Raw genomic sequence first — 18941 nt, forward strand, 5'->3', positions numbered from 1 at the left:
ATTGAAAATCTTTGGAACCCTGGAACGTCACAACATCCTATGCTACTCCAACATGACACGTGAACCTATATACGAAGATTCACACTTTCGCTTGTGACAAGGACTTGGGTGGAAAAGATTTTCAATATATTTTCCTGAAATAGGCCCATATAAAGTAAGTTTTCACATGATAAATCCATATTAATAGGAGGAATATATGAAACTTTTAAATTTAAATACTAAGAAAAATTTAATCCTTATACTTTTATCGGCAGTAGTATTTCATTCCCTATTTACTTCGGTGCCTCCTAAGGCCCTTTTAAATATAACTGCTCTAGAAATAATAGTTGGGGGAATATGTTTATCCATTCTCATAAGTTTTCCATTCTATACCCTAATGGATACTTTAAAAATTATAAAAAATAGTATTCAATCACCTATAGATTATGAGAAGGATATTTTAAAATTATATGACTTAAGTATTAAAGTAAAAAAAGATGGACTTTTAGGAGTATCTGCCTATTCCGATGTGGAAGAAGATATATTCTTAAGGGATTGTCTAGTATTACTTAGGGACTATAAAAATACTTCGTCCATAGAAAATGTAATTATAAAAGATATTGAATCTAGGAAAATGAACTTATATAAGCCCATAAGCATATTAAAAATGATTTCCCATGTTTCACCTGCCTTTGGTCTTATTGGTACTTTACTTGGCCTTATTGGACTTTTATCTAATATGGGTGAAGTACATATGATCATAACTAACATGGCTTCAGCTTTAGTAAGTACCCTTTATGGAAGTTTAATAGCAAATTTCATAGCCACCCCTTTAATGGGTAGGGTTAAAAATTATATAGATCATATTATTCTTAGATATACTATTATTAAAGAAGGAATACTATCCATATCTGATAATAATTCTCCTAGGGATGTATTTGATAAAATGAACGTTATGCTTAAGGAAGATAAACGACTTGATTATCCAACTAGAAAGGGGGCTAATTATGAAAGACTCATATCATAATGATGATGATTTTTCATCTAATTGGCTTATTACCTATTCTGATATGGTTACAATAATACTTTGCTTTTTTATAATATTCTTCAATTTATCTGAAGAAAAAACAAATATGTTATACTCCATGAAAAATGCATTAAAAGAAGAGGTGGCCACCTTATCTGAAGAAAATAACAAATTAAAAACTACTAATAAAAATTTATCTGTGGAACTTTTTAATATGAAAAATATAGAAAGGGATATACACACTTCAGAAGAAGAGTTTATAAAATTTTTACGTGATAACAACATGTTAGATAAGGTTAATATCCTTCAAAATGAAAAGGGTATAGCCATTAGATTTAAAGATAATGTTCTGTTTTCTAGTGGAGATGCGGCCATGTCTAAGGAAGGGAAATTAGCCCTTAGTAAAATAGGAGACAAATTAACTAAAATAGATAACAACATTATAGTAGAAGGATATACGGATAACCTTCCCATTCAAACGGCTAAATATCCTTCTAATTGGGAATTATCTGTAGCCCGTGCCATAGAAGTAGTAAAATATTTCACGGAAGTAAAGGGAATAGATAAATCCCGTATGTCTGTGAGTGGTTATGGAGAACTTAATCCCATAGACACTAATGATACTCCTAAAGGGAGGTCTAACAATAGAAGGATAGAAATAACAATCATTAATTAAAATTCCATAAATAAAACCTCCTTTTAAGGGTATGATTAATATATGATGTCCCTCAAAAGGAGGTATTTTTATGAAAAAATATGATTATGACTTAATAATAATAGGTGCTGGTGGAGCAGGTATTACAGCGTCCTTTACTGGAAATGGATTTAAAAGAAAGGTTCTATTAATAGAAAAAAATAAAATTGGTGGAGAGTGTACCCACTCTGGGTGTGTTCCTAGCAAAAGCCTTATAAAGGCTGCTAAGCTAGCCCATAATGTGACTAAATTAAAGGATTATAGCATAGATTTAAAATACAAAATGAATAGTGAAAATGTGATGGATTATGTGAAAAACATAATAAATAAAGTATACGAAGAAGAAAAACCCCATGTCTTTGAAGAAAAGGGAATTTCTTTTTTAGAGGGACATGCTTCCTTTAAAGATTCCAATACAATTTCTGTAAATGGTGAAAATATCAGGGCAAAAAATTTTATTATAGCCACAGGAACTAGTCCAAAACTCCCTGCCATAAAGGGAATAGATTCTGATTATATACTTACTAATGAAAGCCTCTTTCAATTAGACAAGTTGCCTAAATCCATAGGTGTTATTGGTGCAGGGGCCATAGGTATAGAGCTAGCTCAAGCCTTAAATAGACTGGGAGTTTCTATACATATATTTTTAAGGGGAGATAGGATCTTAAAAAAGGAAGAAAGAAAAATATCAGAAACAATAGAACATATTCTTTTAGGAGAAGGGATTAAAATACACAAAAATGTAAAGTTTAACAAAATAGAAAAGGGCACTATACACTATTTAGATAATAGTAATGTGGGTTATTTTTCATCCTTTGAAAAAATATTAGTTGCCACAGGTAGAAAACCTAATTTAGAAAATATGAATTTGAAAAAAATAGGTGTAGATTACGATTCTAATAAAATAATAGTAAATAGTAAGCTTCAAACTAGTGTACCCCATATTTATGCTGCTGGTGATATTGTAGGTCCCTATAGATTTAGCCATATGGCTGAATACCAAGGTTTCATAGCTGCCTTTAATTGTGTATTTCCAGTGAAGAAAAAAGCTGATTACTCTCAAGTTCTATGGACCACCTTTACAGACCCTGAAATATCCCACATGGGATACACTGAAGAAGAATCCCGTAAGAAATATGATAATATTAAAGTATACACAGAAACTTACTCCCATTTAGATAGGGCAATTACTGATAATGAAAAGGGATTTGTAAAAATCATATGCCATAAGGACAATATAGTAGGTGCCCATATTATAGGTAATAGGGCAGGAGAACTTATCCATGAAATTCAAATGTTGAAAAAATTCAACATTCCCATAAGAAAAACTACAGATATGATCTATGCCTATCCTACCTATTCAGATATTATAAGAAAAATTGGGAAGAAGGCCTACTTAGATTATTTAAATAATAATTTAATAGTAAAGACTATTAAAAATATATCCAAATAAAGCATATGATAAATCTATATAGATTTCGTATTTATAAACTAGCTTTATGTGTGCCTATTTCAGGAAAATATATTGAAAATCTTTTCCACCCAAGTCCTTGTCACAAGTGAAAGTGTGAATCTTCGTAGATAGGTTCATGAGTCATGTTGGAGTAGAATAGGATGTTGTGACGTTCCAGGGTTCCAAAAATTTTCAATGGTTTCCCTTATAGGCAAGTTACTGTATAAAGAAATCTTAGTGTTACGAAATCTATATATGCTATTCTTTTATAATTTTTTTCTATTATTCATCATCTTCTTATTAGGCAGATTCTTAGATTTCTTTATGATTTTAGAATTATGGTATAATAAATAGTAAATATACAATATTACGGAGGAGGATTATGAAAGAGTTTTTTAGACAAAATGATTATGTGGATTCAATATTGATAATAGACAAAAACTATACAATAGTTTATTCTGCAAGATATAATCCTAGATTTGAAGAAGAAATAAATGAGGATATATATTCCGATTATTTATATAAAAACTTCTTTGAAGTATATGTTGATATTAATCAAGAAGAAAGTTCATTAGTTCAATGTATAAATTCAGGAAAGACTATAAAAAAATATAATCAAACTTTTACTGACTATAAAGGACGGGTCTTCACTACTAACAATACTACCATTCCTATAATCAAGAAAGGTCAAATTCAAGGAGCAATTGAACTTTCTAAAGATATCACATCTATACATGATGCTGAACATGGCAAGAAACCGAAAAAAGAAATTATTAGTTCTAAAAGTGATTTTATTGAAACCTATCACTTTAAAGACATCTTAACTAATAATTTGGATATGCTTAATAATATAGAAAATGGAAAGATTTTCTCAAAATCAAGTAAACCAACCTTAATATACGGGGAAACTGGTACTGGAAAAGAACTATTTGCTCATGCCATATATAACTACTCTAATAATAATAATAAAACATTTATTGCTCAAAATTGTGCTGCTATACCAGAAAATTTATTTGAATCAATACTATTTGGTTCAACAAAAGGAGCCTTTACTGGGGCAGAAAACAAAGCAGGTCTTTTAGAACAAGCAAATGAAGGAACTCTCTTTTTAGATGAACTCAACTCAATGCCATTGAGCATTCAAGCAAAATTACTTAGAGTAATTCAAGATGGAATAATACGGCCTGTAGGATCTAGTAAAGAAAAGAAAATAAATGTGAAGATAATTGCAGCCATGAACGTGAATCCAATTGAAGCAATGTCACAAAAAGTAATTAGGGAGGATCTCTTTTATAGATTTAGCAGTAGTATTATCAGATTAATACCCTTAAGGGAAAGAAAAGAAGATATTTTGTATTATGCCAACATGTTTTTAAATAAATTTAACAAAGAGTATCATAAAAATATTAAGGGCTTTTCAAGACAACTTAATGAAATTTTTCTAAATTATAATTGGCCTGGAAATGTTAGAGAATTAATGCACATAATTGAATCTTTAGTTAGCCTCAATGATAATGAGAGGTTAGAAGTGAACAATCTTCCAATTTACATGAAAAATAGTATACTCAAGCCTTCCAATAAATCTAAAGAAAAGTTGAAAAAACAAACACGTGAAAAATTCATTTCTCTCAAAGAAGCTACTGCTAAAGTAGAAATTGATTTGATAATTCAAACCCTTTCATTTACTAAGGGCAATATAACTAAAGCTGCCGAGATTTTAGATGTCCCAAGACAAACATTAAAATATAAACTAGATAAGTATAAAATAAATTCAAAAGAATACAAGCGACAGAAAATTGTCGATTAAATTCTAAAACGCCATATTTTTGGCGTCTTTTTATCATTAAACAAAAAAAATGACAAGAAATTGTCCATTCTATAATTATCTTTCTTTTTTCATTTTGAAAAACTCGTGCAACCTTGTATTTTCAGTATGTTTTTAATCTTCTGAATATTGGCATTGTTTTTGCATTAACTATTTCCACAACTATAATATCATCTATAGAACGGAGGAGATCTATATGATTATTGGCATTCCAAAGGAAATCAAGAACAATGAGTATAGGGTTGCAACCACACCTGATGGAGTTAATCAATTTGTTAAAAGTGGACATAGGGTATTAATAGAAAAAAATGCCGGAGTAGGCAGTGGATATTCTGATGAGGACTATATTAAAGTTGGGGCCATTATTAGCACTGCTGAGGAAGTTTATAAATCATCAGATATAATTTATAAAGTTAAAGAAATTCTTCCACCAGAATACAAATATATGAGAGAAGATTTAATTATATTTACTTACCTACATTCTAATGCCAATAGAGAAATGACTGAAGTTTTGTTAAAAGAAAAAGTAATTGGCATTTCTTATGAAGATATTGAAGACGGAAAGGGTGGCTTCCCATTATTGAAACCAATGAGTGAACTTGCTGGTAAAGGTGGTTTCATAGCTGCATTAAACTATGCCCAAAGCATAAATGGGGGCAGTGGAATACTACTGGCAAGAGTTCATGGAGTAAAAACTCCACTAGTAACAATAATAGGTGCAGGGGCTGCTGGAATAGGGGCTGCAGAACTTGCGTCTTCATTTGGAAATAAAGTATCCTTACTCGATATTGATTTAAATAGACTTGAAGAAGCAAAGTATAAACTTCCTCCAAATGTTGAGTTATTATACTCTGACAGAGGGAATTTAGAGAAATGTTTGAGAGAATCAGATGCCATAATAAACTGTCTATTATGGCCTAAAACCAGAAAAGACCACTTGATTTACGCTGATGATTTAAAATTAATGAAAAAAGGAGCAGTTATATCCGATGTGTCTTGTGACGAAGGTGGCGCAATAGAAACATGTAAAGCAACCTCCCATGATAATCCTATTTATAAACATACTGGAATAGTTCACTATGCAGTAGACAATATCCCTAGTGCATTTTCTAGAACTGCCACAACATCATTATCCAATGTAACCTTACCCTTTGCTTTAAGCATAGCAGCTAACGGAGTGGATAATGCCTTAATAAATAATGATAGCCTTAGAAAGGGTCTATCTTTTTATAAGGGCAATTTAACACTAAAAGAAACATCAATAAAACTAGATTTACCCTATACATCACCAGAAGAAGTATTAAATATTGTATAAGCTTTTTGTCTATACGAAGTTTTGTTGATTAATCTAAGTAGAAGTTATATTGAATATCATACTATGGAGGAGGTAAAATTTTATGTCTGTGAAAAGTAATAATAAGAATAATATTATTTTGATCGTTGCAACATTGATTTTAGGATTAGCATATATAAGTGGCCTATCATTTAAAGGTATAGAAGACCCTTCCTTTGGATTTTGGTCTATAGTACCTGCATTAACAGCAGTTACCTTAGCCTTTATAACAAGGGAGGCACTGTTCTCTTTATTAATTGCATCAATAGTTGGTGTTTTTATTCAGGGAAAAGCACTTTGGAGTCTTTCAGGATTATTTACAAGATCCTTAGGCAATGGTGATTTTATTTGGGTAGTATTAATTGAAGTATTCATTGGAGTTCTCGTAGCATTTTTTCTTAAAACTGGATCTACTGATGAGTTTAGTCGAGTTGTCGGGGATAAAATAAACAGTCGTAAGGGTGTACAAATTTTAGCCTGGTTTTTAGGTATGTTCATATTTTTTAGTGACTATTTCTCCCCATTATTTGTTGGTCCTGTAATGAAAAATCTTACTGATAAGGCAAGAATTTCAAGAGAAAAATTGGCTTATATTTGTGATTCCACATCTGCACCTATGGCTGTAATAATTCCATTTAGTGCTTGGGGCGTATTCATCACTGGGCTCTTAGTAGGACACGGTCCAATCAAAGATACTGTCCAAGCAGCTGGAATATATTTCAAATCAGTAGGATTTAACTTATATGCCATATTTGCAGTTGCAATGGTGGGTCTTATTGCATTAGGTATAATACCAGAATTTGGGCCGATGAAAAAAGCTGAATTAAGAGCACTAAACGAAGGTAAAGTATTATCAGATACAGCTCAACCTCTCATGGGAGTTGAATTAGCTGAAATAAAGACAGCTAAAGAAATAAAGAAACCAAGACTATTTTTAAATTTCATACTTCCAGTTCTTATAATAATCTGCATTGCTGTTGGAACTTATATATTTATGGGTTCCGCTAAAACAGTAGAAGCTTTTATGAGTGCAGTATTCTTCTTAGGAATAATGCTAATATTCCAAAAACTATCAATCAAAGATATCTTTGAAACTGCTATCCAAGGTATAAAAGGAGTAATGCCGGCCATATTAATACTTGCCATGGCCTATGTTATAAATACGGTTAGTAAGGATCTAGGAGCTGCTCAATACATTATATCAATTACTGAAGGTTGGTTGACTCCATCGCTTTTACCCGTATTAACATTCTTTGTGTGTGCATTTATCTCTTTTTCAACTGGTACTTCATGGGGAACCTACGCAATCATGGTACCTATAGCTGTCCCTCTAGCCTTTGCATTCACAGGAAATGAAGTTACTACACTTGTTTATGCTACTATTGGTGCTGTAGCCGGTGGTGGTGTATTTGGAGATCACTGTTCACCATTATCAGATACGACTATACTATCATCTTTTGGTGCAGCTTCAGATCATATTGATCACGTGAAAACCCAGTTACCTTATGCATCAGTTGCAGCAGTTGCAGCATTAGTAGTATACTTTGTCATCGGAATAATCTAGTTATTAAAAAACTCTAGATAGATTTTAAAATAAGCAATATTGAGTGAAGATAGAGAATGATTTCTGCATTTGACAGAAATCATTCTTTATTTTAATTTCCTTTATAATCTATTTATGCCTTCTTTTTCTTTCTTCTCAACTCTTTAAAAAAATGTTTCATTATCTGGGAGCACTCATTTTTAAGTACACCCCTTGTTACCCTTGTTACATGATTATACCTTTCATCTTCTGGAGTGTTTATGATTGACCCACAGGCTCCTCCCTTTGGGTCCATAGTTCCTATTATTAGATTATCTATTCTAGATAACATGATGGCCCCTGCACACATGGGACATGGTTCTACTGTCACATACATGCTACAACCTATAAGTCTCCATCCACCTAAGTTTTTAGATGCTTCCCTTATGGCTATCATCTCTGCATGGGCAGTTGGGTCCTTATCTATTTCCCTTCTATTATATCCTCTTCCTATTATTTCATTATCCTTAACTATCACGGCCCCAATAGGAACTTCACCTATTAAAGCTCCTTTTCTAGCTTCCTTTAAGGCTTCTTCCATATAAATTTCATCCATTAATTTCACTCCCATTTTTCCTAACCTATTTACTATTATATTATTATTATTAATTTAAGTAAAAATTATAATCCACTACCTTGCATTATACAGTACTATGTATTATACTAAAACCATAGTTTATATAGAAAGGAAAATCATATGAATATACAATTCAAAAAAGGTGTTTTAGAACTATGTGTATTAGTACTTTTAGACAAAAAGGACTGCTATGGTTATGAACTGGTAGAAAAAATCTCAAAATACATAACCATATCAGAAGGAACTATTTACCCACTCTTGAGAAGATTACAAAAGGAAGGCTATTTTACTAGCTATCTAAAGGAATCTAGTGAAGGGCCACCAAGAAAATACTATAAGATAACCACTTCAGGGCAAAATGTGAAGGATGACTTAATAAAAGAATGGAATTTTTTTGTTAAAGGTGTAAATGACCTTATTAATGAAGGGGAGAATGAAAATGAATAAAAAGGAGTTTTTAGACACTCTAAGAAAAAATCTATCTAACTTACCTAATGAAGAAATAAACGATATACTTTATGATTACGAAGAACACTTTAATGTGGGGTTAGAGAGGGGAAAAAGTGAATATGACATTTCTAAAGAACTAGGCAATCCAATAAAACTTGCCAAATCTTATAAGGCCACTATCCTTATAAATGAAGTAAAGAAATCTCCAAATACAACAAATGTTTTTAAAGCTGTTGTTGCTACCATGGCCTTAGGATTTTTTAATATGATCTTTATTTTAGGTCCATTTCTAGGATTGGTAGGATCTTTAGTAGGACTTTATGGAGCCTCCATTGGTATTACTATGGGTGGCCTTGGGATGATCTTTGCACCAATTTTAAAGGGATTATTTACCTTCTCCACGATCATATCAATAAATCCTATTGCATGTATGTTTTTAGGTCTAAGCATGACTTGTTTCGGCCTATTGTTTACCATATTAAATGTGCATATATCTAAATGGTTTTTTAAATGTACCATTAAGTATTTGAATTGGAATGTGGATATTATAAAAAAATAAGGGGTGGCTTTTATGAATATACAAAAAATAGTTAAAAGATTAACTTTGCTAATGGTTGTTTCACTAGTTATTGGTGTATCTTTATTATTTTTAACTGATGGTATAAAAATTAATCGTAATTCCATAGATGTGAAATTAATCAATGGAGATTCTAAAAATACCTATGAAGTAGATGAATTACAAACTAGTGACATGGATAACATATCTAACATATGTATAACTGGTGTTACAGAAGATATAATTATAATTCCTGAAGATAGAAAAGATATGAAGATTCAGCTACAGGGTAACGTATTTGATGATTTAAAACATGAATTATCCCTATCTAAAAATGGTTCTTCCTTAAATATAGAAGTTACTTATGATGATAGTATGCTTTTGGGGTACTCTCTTATGAAATTACAGGTGTTTATACCAAAGGATTATAAGGGTACTATGAATGTAGAGACAACATCAGGAGACTTAAGTATGACTAAAAAATTATCATTAGAAAATCTATCAGTGGATTTAACTTCAGGGAATATATATTTAAAGGATATTAATGCAAATAACTTAAGTTTAAATTCTACTTCTGGAGATATTGAAGGAGAATATCTAGTAACTAATAATGCTAAAATCAATTTAGTTTCTGGAGATATTTCTTTAAATAACTTTGCAGGTAACTTAAGAGGAAAGTCCATATCAGGAGATATAAAAGTAACTTATGAAAAGTTTAATAATGATGTTAATTTAGAATCCACATCTGGAGATTTGATCATAGACTTACAAGATAAAGCCCAATTTATTTTAGATGCAGAAACGGTTATTGGTGATATAAATTCAGATTTTCCAATATCAGTTAAGAGTACCAATGAAGAAGATTATTTAAAAGGCAAAGTTGGAAAATCCAACAATAAATTAATTTTAAGAACTACTGCTGGTGATATAAGTATAAAATAAAGAGGTGAATTTTATATAAAATTCACCTCTTTATTTTTTACCAATTTCACACCAACACTCGTAATAATATATGTACATATGGATACTAATATAATAGTTGCTCCCGATGGAATATTATATTCATAGGATATGTATAGACCACTAAGGCTATATGTTATTCCAAATATACTAGATAAAATCATTACTTTTTTCAAATTATAACTAAGTAATTTTGCTGTAGCCACAGGAATAGTAAGGAGGGCTATGACTAATATGATACCTACCACCTTTATAAGTATAACTATACTAAAGGCTATTAATATATATAGTAAATTTTCCAGTGTCAAAATATTAATTCCTAATGATTTAGAAAACTCTTCATCAAATAAATATGCCTTCCAATAATTAAATATGCTACCAATAGATACTAATATAATCATAGTAAGCACCATCATCATATTTATATATTTAGAAGAAATGGTAAGTATATCTCCAAATAAATAGGATGTCATATCTGGTGGATATCCTGGAGTCAGATTAATAAATAATATGCCAAGGGCCATGCCTAGTGACCAGAACATTCCAATTAAAGTATCTGCTTTAGTATTAGTGTTTCTTTTTATGGCAGATACACCTAATGATGCCATGGTGGAAAATATCAATGCACCTATCATGGGCTCAATCCCTAAGTAATAGGCAAGACCAATTCCTCCAAAGGAAGCGTGGGTTATACCTCCACTCATACTTACTAAACTCTTTTCAACTACTATAGTACCTATTATGCCGCAGACTATACTTGCTAAAAAAGCTCCCTTAATGGCATTTCCAATAAACTCATATTGGAATAAATCATAAAACATGTCTATCACCTCTTTGAATTTTTTCTTCATTTATGGTTTTACTAAGGTGAATAACCCGGTCTGCATAATTAAATATATGATTCATGTCGTGACTAACCATTATGATAGTTTTTTCTTTGTTTAATTTCTTTAGCATATCATAAATATATTTTCTACCCTTCATATCTAAACTTGCTGTAGGCTCATCTAAAACCAATACATCAGGGTCCCTCATTAATGCCCTACCTATTAATACCCTTTGTAATTGGCCTCCTGATAATTGTCCTATTTGTCTATTTTTAAATTCTAGTATGCCTAATTTTTTCATTATGTTTTCAGCTTTAATTCTATCATTTTTATTATATTTCTGAAATAATCGAAGTTTTTTAGGTAATTTTCCCATAAGTATTACTTCCATTACACTTATGGGAAAGGTCTTATCAAATTCCCTAAACTGTGGTACATATCCAATAGATTTTTCATTTAAAGAAACTTCACCCTTAGAAGGCTTTATTAAATTTAACAAAACTTTGATTAAAGTACTTTTTCCCCCTCCATTAGGACCTGTAATTCCTAAAAATTCTCTATCCTTAATAATTAGGTTTATATTCTCTAGAGCACATACAGAATCATAATATACGCTTAAATTTTTTATGCTTATGTGATTCATATAGGTACCTCCTAGTTTAATCCTCTCTTAAACTTCTCTGCCATAGTTGTCATGTTTTCTATATAATTTGGAGCTAGTGGAGATACTTCAATCACCTGTGCTCCTATTTCCTTTCCTATGGTCTGGGCCTGCTCATCATGGAATTCTTCTTGATAGAATATGAATTTTATATTTTCTTCTTTAGCATGATCTATAATTTCCTTTAGTTTCTTAGCTGTAGCTTCTTTTCCATTCTCTTCTATAGTTATCATATTCAGATTATAATCATCTGCAAAATATCCAAAAGAAGGATGATATATTATGAATGATTTTTCTTCTTTTCCCTTTAAGCTTTCTTTTATTTTCCTATCTACCTTATCTAATTTTTCCATATAGGATTTAGCATTAGCTTCATATATACTTCTATTTTGGGGATCTACTTCTATTAAATTATCTTTTATTGTATTTACCATAATCTTAACTCTCTTTGGTGATAGCCATATATGAGGGTCTACTCCTTCATGGTCATGGCCGTGCTCTTGGTGGTGATTGTCATGATGGTCATGTTCTTCGTATGTACATTCTTCTTTATGGTCATGTTCTTCTTCACTAAAATTCCTATGCTCATATATTTTTCCAACTTCATCTTGTAATTTAATAATTTCAATTCCTTTGTTTAAATCCTCTAACTTAGTAAGTATATTGGCCTTTTCCGTAGGTACACCTATGGCAAAATACATACTAGCATTACTAAGACCTATCATTTCCTTAGGGCTAGGTTCATAATTGGCAGGACTATGTCCTGGGGGTATCATAGTAGTTACTTCTACTAAATCTTTACCTACTGCCTTTACAAAGGATTCTTGAGGAACTATAGATACGGCTACTTTTACCTTTTCATTTTTTACTGTATTTGTAGAGTTTGCATTTTTTTCTGTTTTACTACAACCACCTATTAGTAGTAGCGTAGCCATTATTATTGATAAAATAACATATTTATTAGATTTCATTTCTTCCCCCTTGGTAATTGATTATGATTCTCATTGTATAGTATTTTATTATATAGTATTTTACTATATTGTCAATTACATATATACCCATATTATAATATTGTCAAAAGGCCATAATAAAATACAATAACAAATTTATTAACAGATCTTTGATAGAATCATTTTTACTCATAATATATTAGGCATATAAAACAAAAGTACCTCCTTGAATTATTTGAAAATTTCAAGAAGGTACAACCAGAAATAGAAACTAATATAAATAATATGAATCATTCATTAATAAAATTTACGAACTTGTTTTTCTAATTTGTTTTGCATAATATTTAAAATTATAGATAAAACCCAGTAAATTAAAATTGCAGTAATATATACCTCAAAATATTTAAAGCTAGAAGCTGCTTCAACTTGAGCAACACTCATAATATCTAAAACCCCTATAGTTAATCCAAGGGAAGAACCTTTTATAATATCTATAAGAGAACTTGATATGGGTGGAATAGCAGATATTAACCCTTGAGGAAGTATAATTCTATACATACTTTGAAATTTAGACATTCCAAAAGCTTTACAAGCATCATATTGTCCTTTTTCAACACTATCAATAGATCCTCTAATAGCTTCACATATATAAGCTGCAGCATTTAATCCTAGACAAATTATTAATGCAGTATGAGGTGAACAGCTTTTCATAAATGGCATAATTTTAGGAAGCCCAAAGTAAAAGAAAAATATCTGAATCATAAGGGGGGTACCCCTAAAGAATGATATATATATACTTGTTAATGTACTTACAACTTTTACTTTAAAATGAACACCTAAAGCTAATAGAACACCTAATACTATAGCTAATATAAAAGAAGTAATAGATATGAACAATGTTGTGCCTAATGCATCCAATAATAATGGAAACACACTAACGGAAACAGAAATTTCTATATTACTCATTATTTTACTTGTTTAGTTATATCTTTGCCTAGCCATTTTTCAGATATTTTAGTTAAAGTTCCATCACTGTGCATTTCAGCAATAACTTTATTGATTTCTTCAGCTAAGGCTTTTCCAGTTTCATTCTTAGGAACAGGGAAAGCAGCCGGTCCAGATTGAATAGGATTTTCAACTAATCTAAGCTTCAATCCTTCATCCTTTATTGCAATAAGAGCTTCTACATCTTGTGCAATAACAGCATCTAGTCTACCCATTTCTAAATCTTGATAATTTCCTTTAAGGGCCGCACTTGAATAGTTTACTATTTCTATCTCCTTATTAGGATATTTTTCTTTTACTATATCATTAGCTACAGCACCTGTACCAATCCCAACTTTTTTTCCTACTAAATCATCTAATGATTTAACACTAGTATCATCTTCTCTTAAAACGATGTTGGTACCACTGTAATTATAAGCATCCGTAAAATAATATTTTTCTTTTCTCTTTTCTGTTGGCGTAAGCTGTGCAGATATTACATCTGTCTTGTCTGACTCAAGTAATCCAAATAAACCACTAAAATCTGTAAGAACCCATTCTACTTCTTTACCTGTACGTTTTGAGAATTCCTCCCAAAAGTCTACTTCAAATCCTTTAAGTTCTCCATCCTTTTGAAATGCAAAAGGATAATATGTACCAGATGTTGCCACTCTAATAACTTCTTTAGGATTATTTACCGCAGTATCCTGTTCTTGAGAATCCGTTTGATTAGAACATCCACTTAGTATGACTACAAATACCAAAGCCATTAGTAATAATAATTTTAGTTTTTTCATTATAATACCTCCTATAAAAATAATACTTAGTAAGTATAACAGAATAATAATTGGTAAGTATAATAAAAAAATCCTATGTTATTGGCTGTATGTATAGAAAAAAACTATATTTATATAAAAATATCATAAGGGTTAACTTAACCTATATTCTAAAAATTGTTTTCCAACAAAATACTTTTTTAAAATTTCCAGTATTCTCTTTCCTATTAGATAATAAAAAAAAGCCTAAGGATAAATCCTTAGACTTGTTTTTTTATAGTTTAAATTAAGCTGGAGTTACTTCTTCAGCTTGAGGTCCTTTTTGACCTTCAACAACCTTGAAAGTTACTTCTTCGCCTTCTTCTAAGCTCTTGAATCCATCTTTTTGAATTTGAGAGAAGTGTACGAATACGTCTTTTCCGTCTTCTCCTGTAATAAATCCAAATCCTTTTTCTGAGTTAAACCATTTAACTGTACCATTCATCATGTTAATATACCTCCAAAATTTTTATTACCTTGAATCTTTAGAAAAATACTTAATCAACAAAAATTTTAAAAGTATACATGCTACAGTTAAATTACTAGAATCTATATACTTAAAACTTAATTAATTATTTTTACTGTAAATCAAAGTTCTCTAACATTATATCTTATTATTGATCAAAAAACAATGATTTTATTCTTAAAATATTTATTTTTTTTAATATTTTAAGAATAGGGCATATGAAAAAATACTAATAGGATCTTTTCTATCCTTAATTATCCCAATAATTATTAATATTTCTTTATTTTATCTGGTGAACAATTCTACTACAATTACTACTTATCTAGTTTCTGATATAATATTAAATGAAAAGCGTGTGAAAGATATAGATCATATTCAAATGTTAATGATAAAGTCTTTACACAGGAATAAATAATGGTTCTGGTATAGAACTAGATACATTACCCCATGTATTTGATCACTTTTTCACTAGTGAAAAATCCATGGTTTTATTTTCATATTTATACTCAAACCTCTAAAGACCACAACTCCCCATTCAATAAAATATTTCTACAGATATAATTACAACTAGTAAGACAATATATATTGTGAGGTGCAACATGGATTTATCAGAATTTTTCTTCCATAATATTATATATATTATTGTTATTTTATATAACATGCCTATAGTTACGTTTATATGCCTACTTTATAAAATATTCACCTCTGATACTATAAACAAATCCATAATATTTAAAGTTACTAGCATACTATTTACTATTCTAAGTATAGTATTATGCTTCCCCTATGTATGCTTATTTGCATTAATGAATGCAAATAATATGAATTTACCTTCTATATTAATTTATATTCCAATAGTATGCTCTATATTTAATATTATAACAAGTTATAATTTAATCAATAAACCTAAATAAAAGCAATATATTAATATATTTTTTTTAACTAGTATATGTTTATTATAAAGATCAAGCTTTAAAAATTTCTAGTTCTCTTAACTACTCCTTTAACTAACTTTTATGGTGTGACTTGACTTGCCTATGTCATTGAAATCAACGCTCCTAATAGTGTCTACAACTGAGGATTGAAATATTTAGAGTGAAGTATTGATGAAATTTATTAAAGTTTAGAATATAATACGGTGAACCGTACCATAAATAACTGCAAACTTTTGTACTTTTCAGCTAAAAAAGAAGAACCTCCATCTGGTGTAGGAGGTTCTTTATCAGTATTGAGGAAGTAATTTATTATTTTTTCATTGAAATGGAGTTCAATTGTATCTATTTTTTTACGGTCAGTTATGGTTATCTTTTTCAGAATCAGTTGTAGGAGCATTTTCTTTTGGTCATGTGGAGCTTTAGCTAGTAGAGAGTGGAGGTCAGAAAGAACCATCTGTACGAAATCGAAGGAAATTTCTTGTGAGTCATTTTCTGTAAGTTTTTCAAGAACGTCTTCCTTTATCTTTGAGTATTTTTCCAGTTCATCTTGTAGTGCTTTCATTCTTTTATTGAGTGCATCAGCATCTATTATGTCATCCTCAAAGAGCTTGAAGTATTTTTCACGCTTTGAGGAGAATTCTTCTATTCGCTTTTCTGTGTATCTTAGTTCAGTTTCAAGAGGTTTTATTTCATTTCTTCTTTTTTCATTGAGAGTAGAAACAATGTCTTGAAGGAATTTATCATTTGAGATTACCTCAGAAAGTCTGTTGAAGACGTATTCCTCTGCATAGTCAGCTCTTATTCCGTTTGACCTGCAGACAGAACTTCCTTTATTCTTGAAGTTGCCACAGTGGTAGTATCTTAGAATGTACTTTGTGCCATCTTTTCTCTTTTTCGTAGTTCTGTGAGCTACCATTCCAGCACCACATGCTGTGCATCGTAGTATTCCTGTTAGTGGGAAACTGCCATCGTATCTTCTTTTAGCCTTACCACTTTTACTTTTGTAGAGTTCTTGTACCTTATCCCAGAGTTCTTCAGAAATTATTGGGTCATGCTTACCATCTACTATTATTGGGTCAGGATTTATTCCTTTTCTTCTCTTTTCAGCCCAATTTTCTCTTACATTGTATCTTATTTTACCAATGTAGATTGGATTATGGAGAATGTCTTTTACTCCGTTCACATTGTAAGGATTTCCTCTTTTGGTCTTGTATCCTTTATGGTTTATTGTATTTACTATTGCCTTTAGTCCTTTGCCAGAAGCGTAGAGTTCGAAGATTTCTTTGACAATCATTGCTTCTTCGGAATTGATTTCCAAAACACCCTTAGTATCTTTAGAGTTCTTACCTTTAACTTTTACCGTATCATACCCCAAAACAATTCCACCGTTCCATTCGCCATTTCTAGCTCTTGCTTTCATTCCCATTTTTACATTGTCTACTATGGTATTTCTTTCGAATTCACTTATTGCACCTATCATTTGAAGATTTAGTTTACCAGCAGGAGTCTCAGTCTCAAAATTTTCTGTGCTACTTCTGAAGGAAACATTTACTTTATCCAATTCATTTATTATTTTTAGAAGGTCTAATTGTTTTCTTGCTAGACGATTTATCTTCCAAACGAGGAGAACGTCAAAGAGTCCTTTCTTAGCATCCTCAAGTAGTCTTTTGAGGGCAAGTCTACCGTTAGTAGACTTACCCGACACACCTTTATCCTCATAGATTTTTACAAGCTCGTATCCGTTTTGCTTACAGTAGTTTTCAATCATTTCTCTTTGAGCATCTATGCTGTATCCGTGTTCTCCTTGTTCTTTAGTTGAAACTCTAGTGTATCCTGCTATTCTTTTGAGAATCTGCATGTTCTACCTCCTTTGAATTATTATTTTTTATGTTATTATTGATTATCTCAGCTAAAATTTCTACTATGGTATTGTATGGTTGGATTGTTTTTTCCATTATGTCATTACTCCTTTCAAAAATTTGCAAACCCACTTTCAAGTGGGAGAAAACATCCAGTGAGGAAAACAATGGGAGGCTGACTGTTGTTGAAGTATCTTAGTTTGTGGCACAGCAACCCACTAGCCCACTGATTTGAGAGAAGAAAAACTATCTTAGGAAATCTTTTCCTCGGAGTCATCTTCGAACAATTTTGATATTTTTGTTTTTACTATTTTCTTTGGACGTTTTCTTGCTGTATCATCAGGGAAAAGTGATTTTGGAAAATTTATGCAGTATACTCTTGCTTGACCTTGTCCACTAATCAATGTTTTTTTCTTGGATAGCCTTTTTGGTTCACAGTCAAGAAGACTTTTATCTCTCCAGTTATTTAGTACTGTTTGTGGACTTTCAAATCCACCTCTTTCCATGATTTCATTGAATACTTTAGTAAGAATGTAAACAGTTTTTGTACCATCTTCTTTATTGGAAACTATTTTGCCCCAAAGAGTTGAAGGGACACATTCATCACTTCCATAGTAGAAGTTTTTATTGTATTGGTTGAAAACTTCAAGAAAATATTCAAATGCTTGTTTACCTATGTCAATGTCTTTGCCCTTTTCAGATTCAATTTCAAGTAACAAATCAGTAATGCCATCTATGTTTAGATTTATCTTTAGGAATTTCTTTACCAATTCAGCTGTTAGTATGATTAGAGAAAGCTTTTTTACTATTCTTTTGGTGAAAGGAGTTTTTTCCTTGATTCTACTATCTAATCTCTCTCTTATTATAGCTACGTAAAATTTGTACAAACAATCACAACAAATTTGGAAATATAATTCCAGTAATTATTATGTAATTCAGTTAAATTTAGCATAGATTTCAGCTTGTTTTTTACTGGAATAATATAACATAACAAAATAAATCATAACA

Annotated in this window: 19 protein-coding genes; 9 read left to right on the forward strand and 10 right to left on the reverse strand. The window is 30.8% G+C overall.

From position 1 onward, the window contains the following. Positions 1-196 precede the first annotated feature (196 nt). The 6 genes from N4A57_RS01420 to N4A57_RS01445 all read left to right on the forward strand — a co-directional run bounded on the left by N4A57_RS01420 (position 197) and on the right by N4A57_RS01445 (position 7875). Positions 197-1006 (forward strand): motility protein A, encoded by an 810-nt coding sequence (locus N4A57_RS01420; RefSeq protein WP_293655599.1) that lies wholly within the window; start codon positions 197-199, stop codon positions 1004-1006. Continuing rightward, entirely contained in the window at positions 987-1682 is a 696-nt protein-coding gene (locus N4A57_RS01425) for an OmpA/MotB family protein (protein WP_293655600.1), read from the forward strand. Before N4A57_RS01420 ends, N4A57_RS01425 begins: the two co-directional genes overlap by 20 nt. A gap of 70 nt (positions 1683-1752) precedes the next feature. Next, on the forward strand, positions 1753-3153 hold the full coding sequence (locus N4A57_RS01430; RefSeq protein ID WP_293655601.1) for a dihydrolipoyl dehydrogenase family protein: 1401 nt from the start codon (positions 1753-1755) through the stop codon (positions 3151-3153). A gap of 382 nt (positions 3154-3535) precedes the next feature. Beyond that, positions 3536-4960 (forward strand): sigma-54 interaction domain-containing protein, encoded by a 1425-nt coding sequence (locus tag N4A57_RS01435; RefSeq protein WP_293655602.1) that lies wholly within the window; start codon positions 3536-3538, stop codon positions 4958-4960. Between the two features lie 214 nt (positions 4961-5174). Beyond that, complete coding sequence (locus tag N4A57_RS01440) at positions 5175-6293, forward strand: alanine dehydrogenase (protein ID WP_293655603.1); 1119 nt, start codon at positions 5175-5177, stop codon at positions 6291-6293. Positions 6294-6375: 82 nt separating this feature from the next. Further along, positions 6376-7875 (forward strand): Na+/H+ antiporter NhaC family protein, encoded by a 1500-nt coding sequence (locus N4A57_RS01445; RefSeq protein ID WP_293655604.1) that lies wholly within the window; start codon positions 6376-6378, stop codon positions 7873-7875. A 112-nt stretch (positions 7876-7987) separates the two neighbouring features. On the opposite strand, the gene tadA is transcribed toward N4A57_RS01445, so the two are convergent. Further along, positions 7988-8449, reverse strand: coding sequence for a tRNA adenosine(34) deaminase TadA (tadA, locus tag N4A57_RS01450; RefSeq protein ID WP_293655605.1), 462 nt, complete (start codon positions 8447-8449; stop codon positions 7988-7990). A 141-nt stretch (positions 8450-8590) separates the two neighbouring features. On the opposite strand from tadA, the gene N4A57_RS01455 reads away from it, so the two are divergent. From N4A57_RS01455 to N4A57_RS01465, 3 genes are read left to right on the forward strand one after another with little or no spacing between them, the layout of a single operon-like run. Next, positions 8591-8917 carry a PadR family transcriptional regulator gene (locus N4A57_RS01455; protein WP_293655606.1) on the forward strand — a complete coding sequence of 109 codons (327 nt, stop codon included), beginning with the start codon at positions 8591-8593 and terminating at the stop codon, positions 8915-8917. Next, positions 8910-9479 carry an HAAS signaling domain-containing protein gene (locus tag N4A57_RS01460; RefSeq protein WP_293655608.1) on the forward strand — a complete coding sequence of 190 codons (570 nt, stop codon included), beginning with the start codon at positions 8910-8912 and terminating at the stop codon, positions 9477-9479. The genes N4A57_RS01455 and N4A57_RS01460 overlap by 8 nt, the downstream gene beginning before the upstream one ends. A 12-nt stretch (positions 9480-9491) precedes the next feature. After that, entirely contained in the window at positions 9492-10418 is a 927-nt protein-coding gene (locus N4A57_RS01465) for a DUF4097 family beta strand repeat-containing protein (RefSeq protein ID WP_293655610.1), read from the forward strand. Positions 10419-10429: 11 nt separating this feature from the next. Here N4A57_RS01465 and N4A57_RS01470 read toward each other — a convergent pair whose 3' ends face one another. The 9 genes from N4A57_RS01470 to N4A57_RS01510 all read right to left on the reverse strand — a co-directional run bounded on the left by N4A57_RS01470 (position 10430) and on the right by N4A57_RS01510 (position 18820). Beyond that, positions 10430-11257: a metal ABC transporter permease gene (locus N4A57_RS01470; RefSeq protein WP_293655612.1), complete on the reverse strand. Its 828-nt coding sequence runs from the start codon at positions 11255-11257 to the stop codon at positions 10430-10432. Then, a complete protein-coding gene (locus N4A57_RS01475) occupies positions 11247-11906 on the reverse strand; it encodes a metal ABC transporter ATP-binding protein (RefSeq protein ID WP_293655614.1) in 660 nt (219 codons plus the stop codon). The genes N4A57_RS01470 and N4A57_RS01475 overlap by 11 nt, the downstream gene beginning before the upstream one ends. An 11-nt stretch (positions 11907-11917) precedes the next feature. Then, entirely contained in the window at positions 11918-12895 is a 978-nt protein-coding gene (locus N4A57_RS01480; protein WP_293655615.1) for a metal ABC transporter solute-binding protein, Zn/Mn family, read from the reverse strand. A gap of 276 nt (positions 12896-13171) precedes the next feature. Continuing rightward, positions 13172-13840: an amino acid ABC transporter permease gene (locus N4A57_RS01485; RefSeq protein WP_293655616.1), complete on the reverse strand. Its 669-nt coding sequence runs from the start codon at positions 13838-13840 to the stop codon at positions 13172-13174. Further along, positions 13840-14655: a transporter substrate-binding domain-containing protein gene (locus N4A57_RS01490; protein WP_293655617.1), complete on the reverse strand. Its 816-nt coding sequence runs from the start codon at positions 14653-14655 to the stop codon at positions 13840-13842. Before N4A57_RS01490 ends, N4A57_RS01485 begins: the two co-directional genes overlap by 1 nt. A 265-nt stretch (positions 14656-14920) precedes the next feature. Beyond that, positions 14921-15121 (reverse strand): cold-shock protein, encoded by a 201-nt coding sequence (locus N4A57_RS01495; protein WP_330671416.1) that lies wholly within the window; start codon positions 15119-15121, stop codon positions 14921-14923. A 1134-nt stretch (positions 15122-16255) separates the two neighbouring features. Next, positions 16256-17932: a recombinase family protein gene (locus N4A57_RS01500; protein ID WP_293655618.1), complete on the reverse strand. Its 1677-nt coding sequence runs from the start codon at positions 17930-17932 to the stop codon at positions 16256-16258. Then, a complete protein-coding gene (locus N4A57_RS01505; RefSeq protein WP_293655619.1) occupies positions 17898-18029 on the reverse strand; it encodes a hypothetical protein in 132 nt (43 codons plus the stop codon). The genes N4A57_RS01500 and N4A57_RS01505 overlap by 35 nt, the downstream gene beginning before the upstream one ends. 155 nt (positions 18030-18184) lie before the next feature. Continuing rightward, positions 18185-18820: a hypothetical protein gene (locus N4A57_RS01510; protein ID WP_293655620.1), complete on the reverse strand. Its 636-nt coding sequence runs from the start codon at positions 18818-18820 to the stop codon at positions 18185-18187. Positions 18821-18941 lie beyond the last annotated feature (121 nt).

It is taken from the genome of Anaeromicrobium sp., from assembly GCF_025210435.1.
Lineage (GTDB): Bacteria > Bacillota > Clostridia > Peptostreptococcales > Thermotaleaceae > Anaeromicrobium.

Coding starts and splice junctions, on each gene's coding strand:
- N4A57_RS01460 (WP_293655608.1), top strand. CDS start 8,910: ATGAATAAAAAGGAGTTTTTAGACACTCTAAGAAAAAATCTATCTAAC.
- N4A57_RS01470 (WP_293655612.1), bottom strand. CDS start 11,257: ATGTTTTATGATTTATTCCAATATGAGTTTATTGGAAATGCCATTAAG.
- N4A57_RS01440 (WP_293655603.1), top strand. CDS start 5,175: ATGATTATTGGCATTCCAAAGGAAATCAAGAACAATGAGTATAGGGTT.
- N4A57_RS01475 (WP_293655614.1), bottom strand. CDS start 11,906: ATGAATCACATAAGCATAAAAAATTTAAGCGTATATTATGATTCTGTA.
- N4A57_RS01505 (WP_293655619.1), bottom strand. CDS start 18,029: ATGGAAAAAACAATCCAACCATACAATACCATAGTAGAAATTTTAGCT.
- N4A57_RS01445 (WP_293655604.1), top strand. CDS start 6,376: ATGTCTGTGAAAAGTAATAATAAGAATAATATTATTTTGATCGTTGCA.
- N4A57_RS01485 (WP_293655616.1), bottom strand. CDS start 13,840: ATGAGTAATATAGAAATTTCTGTTTCCGTTAGTGTGTTTCCATTATTA.
- tadA (WP_293655605.1), bottom strand. CDS start 8,449: ATGGATGAAATTTATATGGAAGAAGCCTTAAAGGAAGCTAGAAAAGGA.
- N4A57_RS01480 (WP_293655615.1), bottom strand. CDS start 12,895: ATGAAATCTAATAAATATGTTATTTTATCAATAATAATGGCTACGCTA.
- N4A57_RS01465 (WP_293655610.1), top strand. CDS start 9,492: ATGAATATACAAAAAATAGTTAAAAGATTAACTTTGCTAATGGTTGTT.
- N4A57_RS01435 (WP_293655602.1), top strand. CDS start 3,536: ATGAAAGAGTTTTTTAGACAAAATGATTATGTGGATTCAATATTGATA.
- N4A57_RS01420 (WP_293655599.1), top strand. CDS start 197: ATGAAACTTTTAAATTTAAATACTAAGAAAAATTTAATCCTTATACTT.
- N4A57_RS01425 (WP_293655600.1), top strand. CDS start 987: ATGAAAGACTCATATCATAATGATGATGATTTTTCATCTAATTGGCTT.
- N4A57_RS01495 (WP_330671416.1), bottom strand. CDS start 15,121: ATGATGAATGGTACAGTTAAATGGTTTAACTCAGAAAAAGGATTTGGA.
- N4A57_RS01455 (WP_293655606.1), top strand. CDS start 8,591: ATGAATATACAATTCAAAAAAGGTGTTTTAGAACTATGTGTATTAGTA.
- N4A57_RS01430 (WP_293655601.1), top strand. CDS start 1,753: ATGAAAAAATATGATTATGACTTAATAATAATAGGTGCTGGTGGAGCA.
- N4A57_RS01490 (WP_293655617.1), bottom strand. CDS start 14,655: ATGAAAAAACTAAAATTATTATTACTAATGGCTTTGGTATTTGTAGTC.
- N4A57_RS01500 (WP_293655618.1), bottom strand. CDS start 17,932: ATGCAGATTCTCAAAAGAATAGCAGGATACACTAGAGTTTCAACTAAA.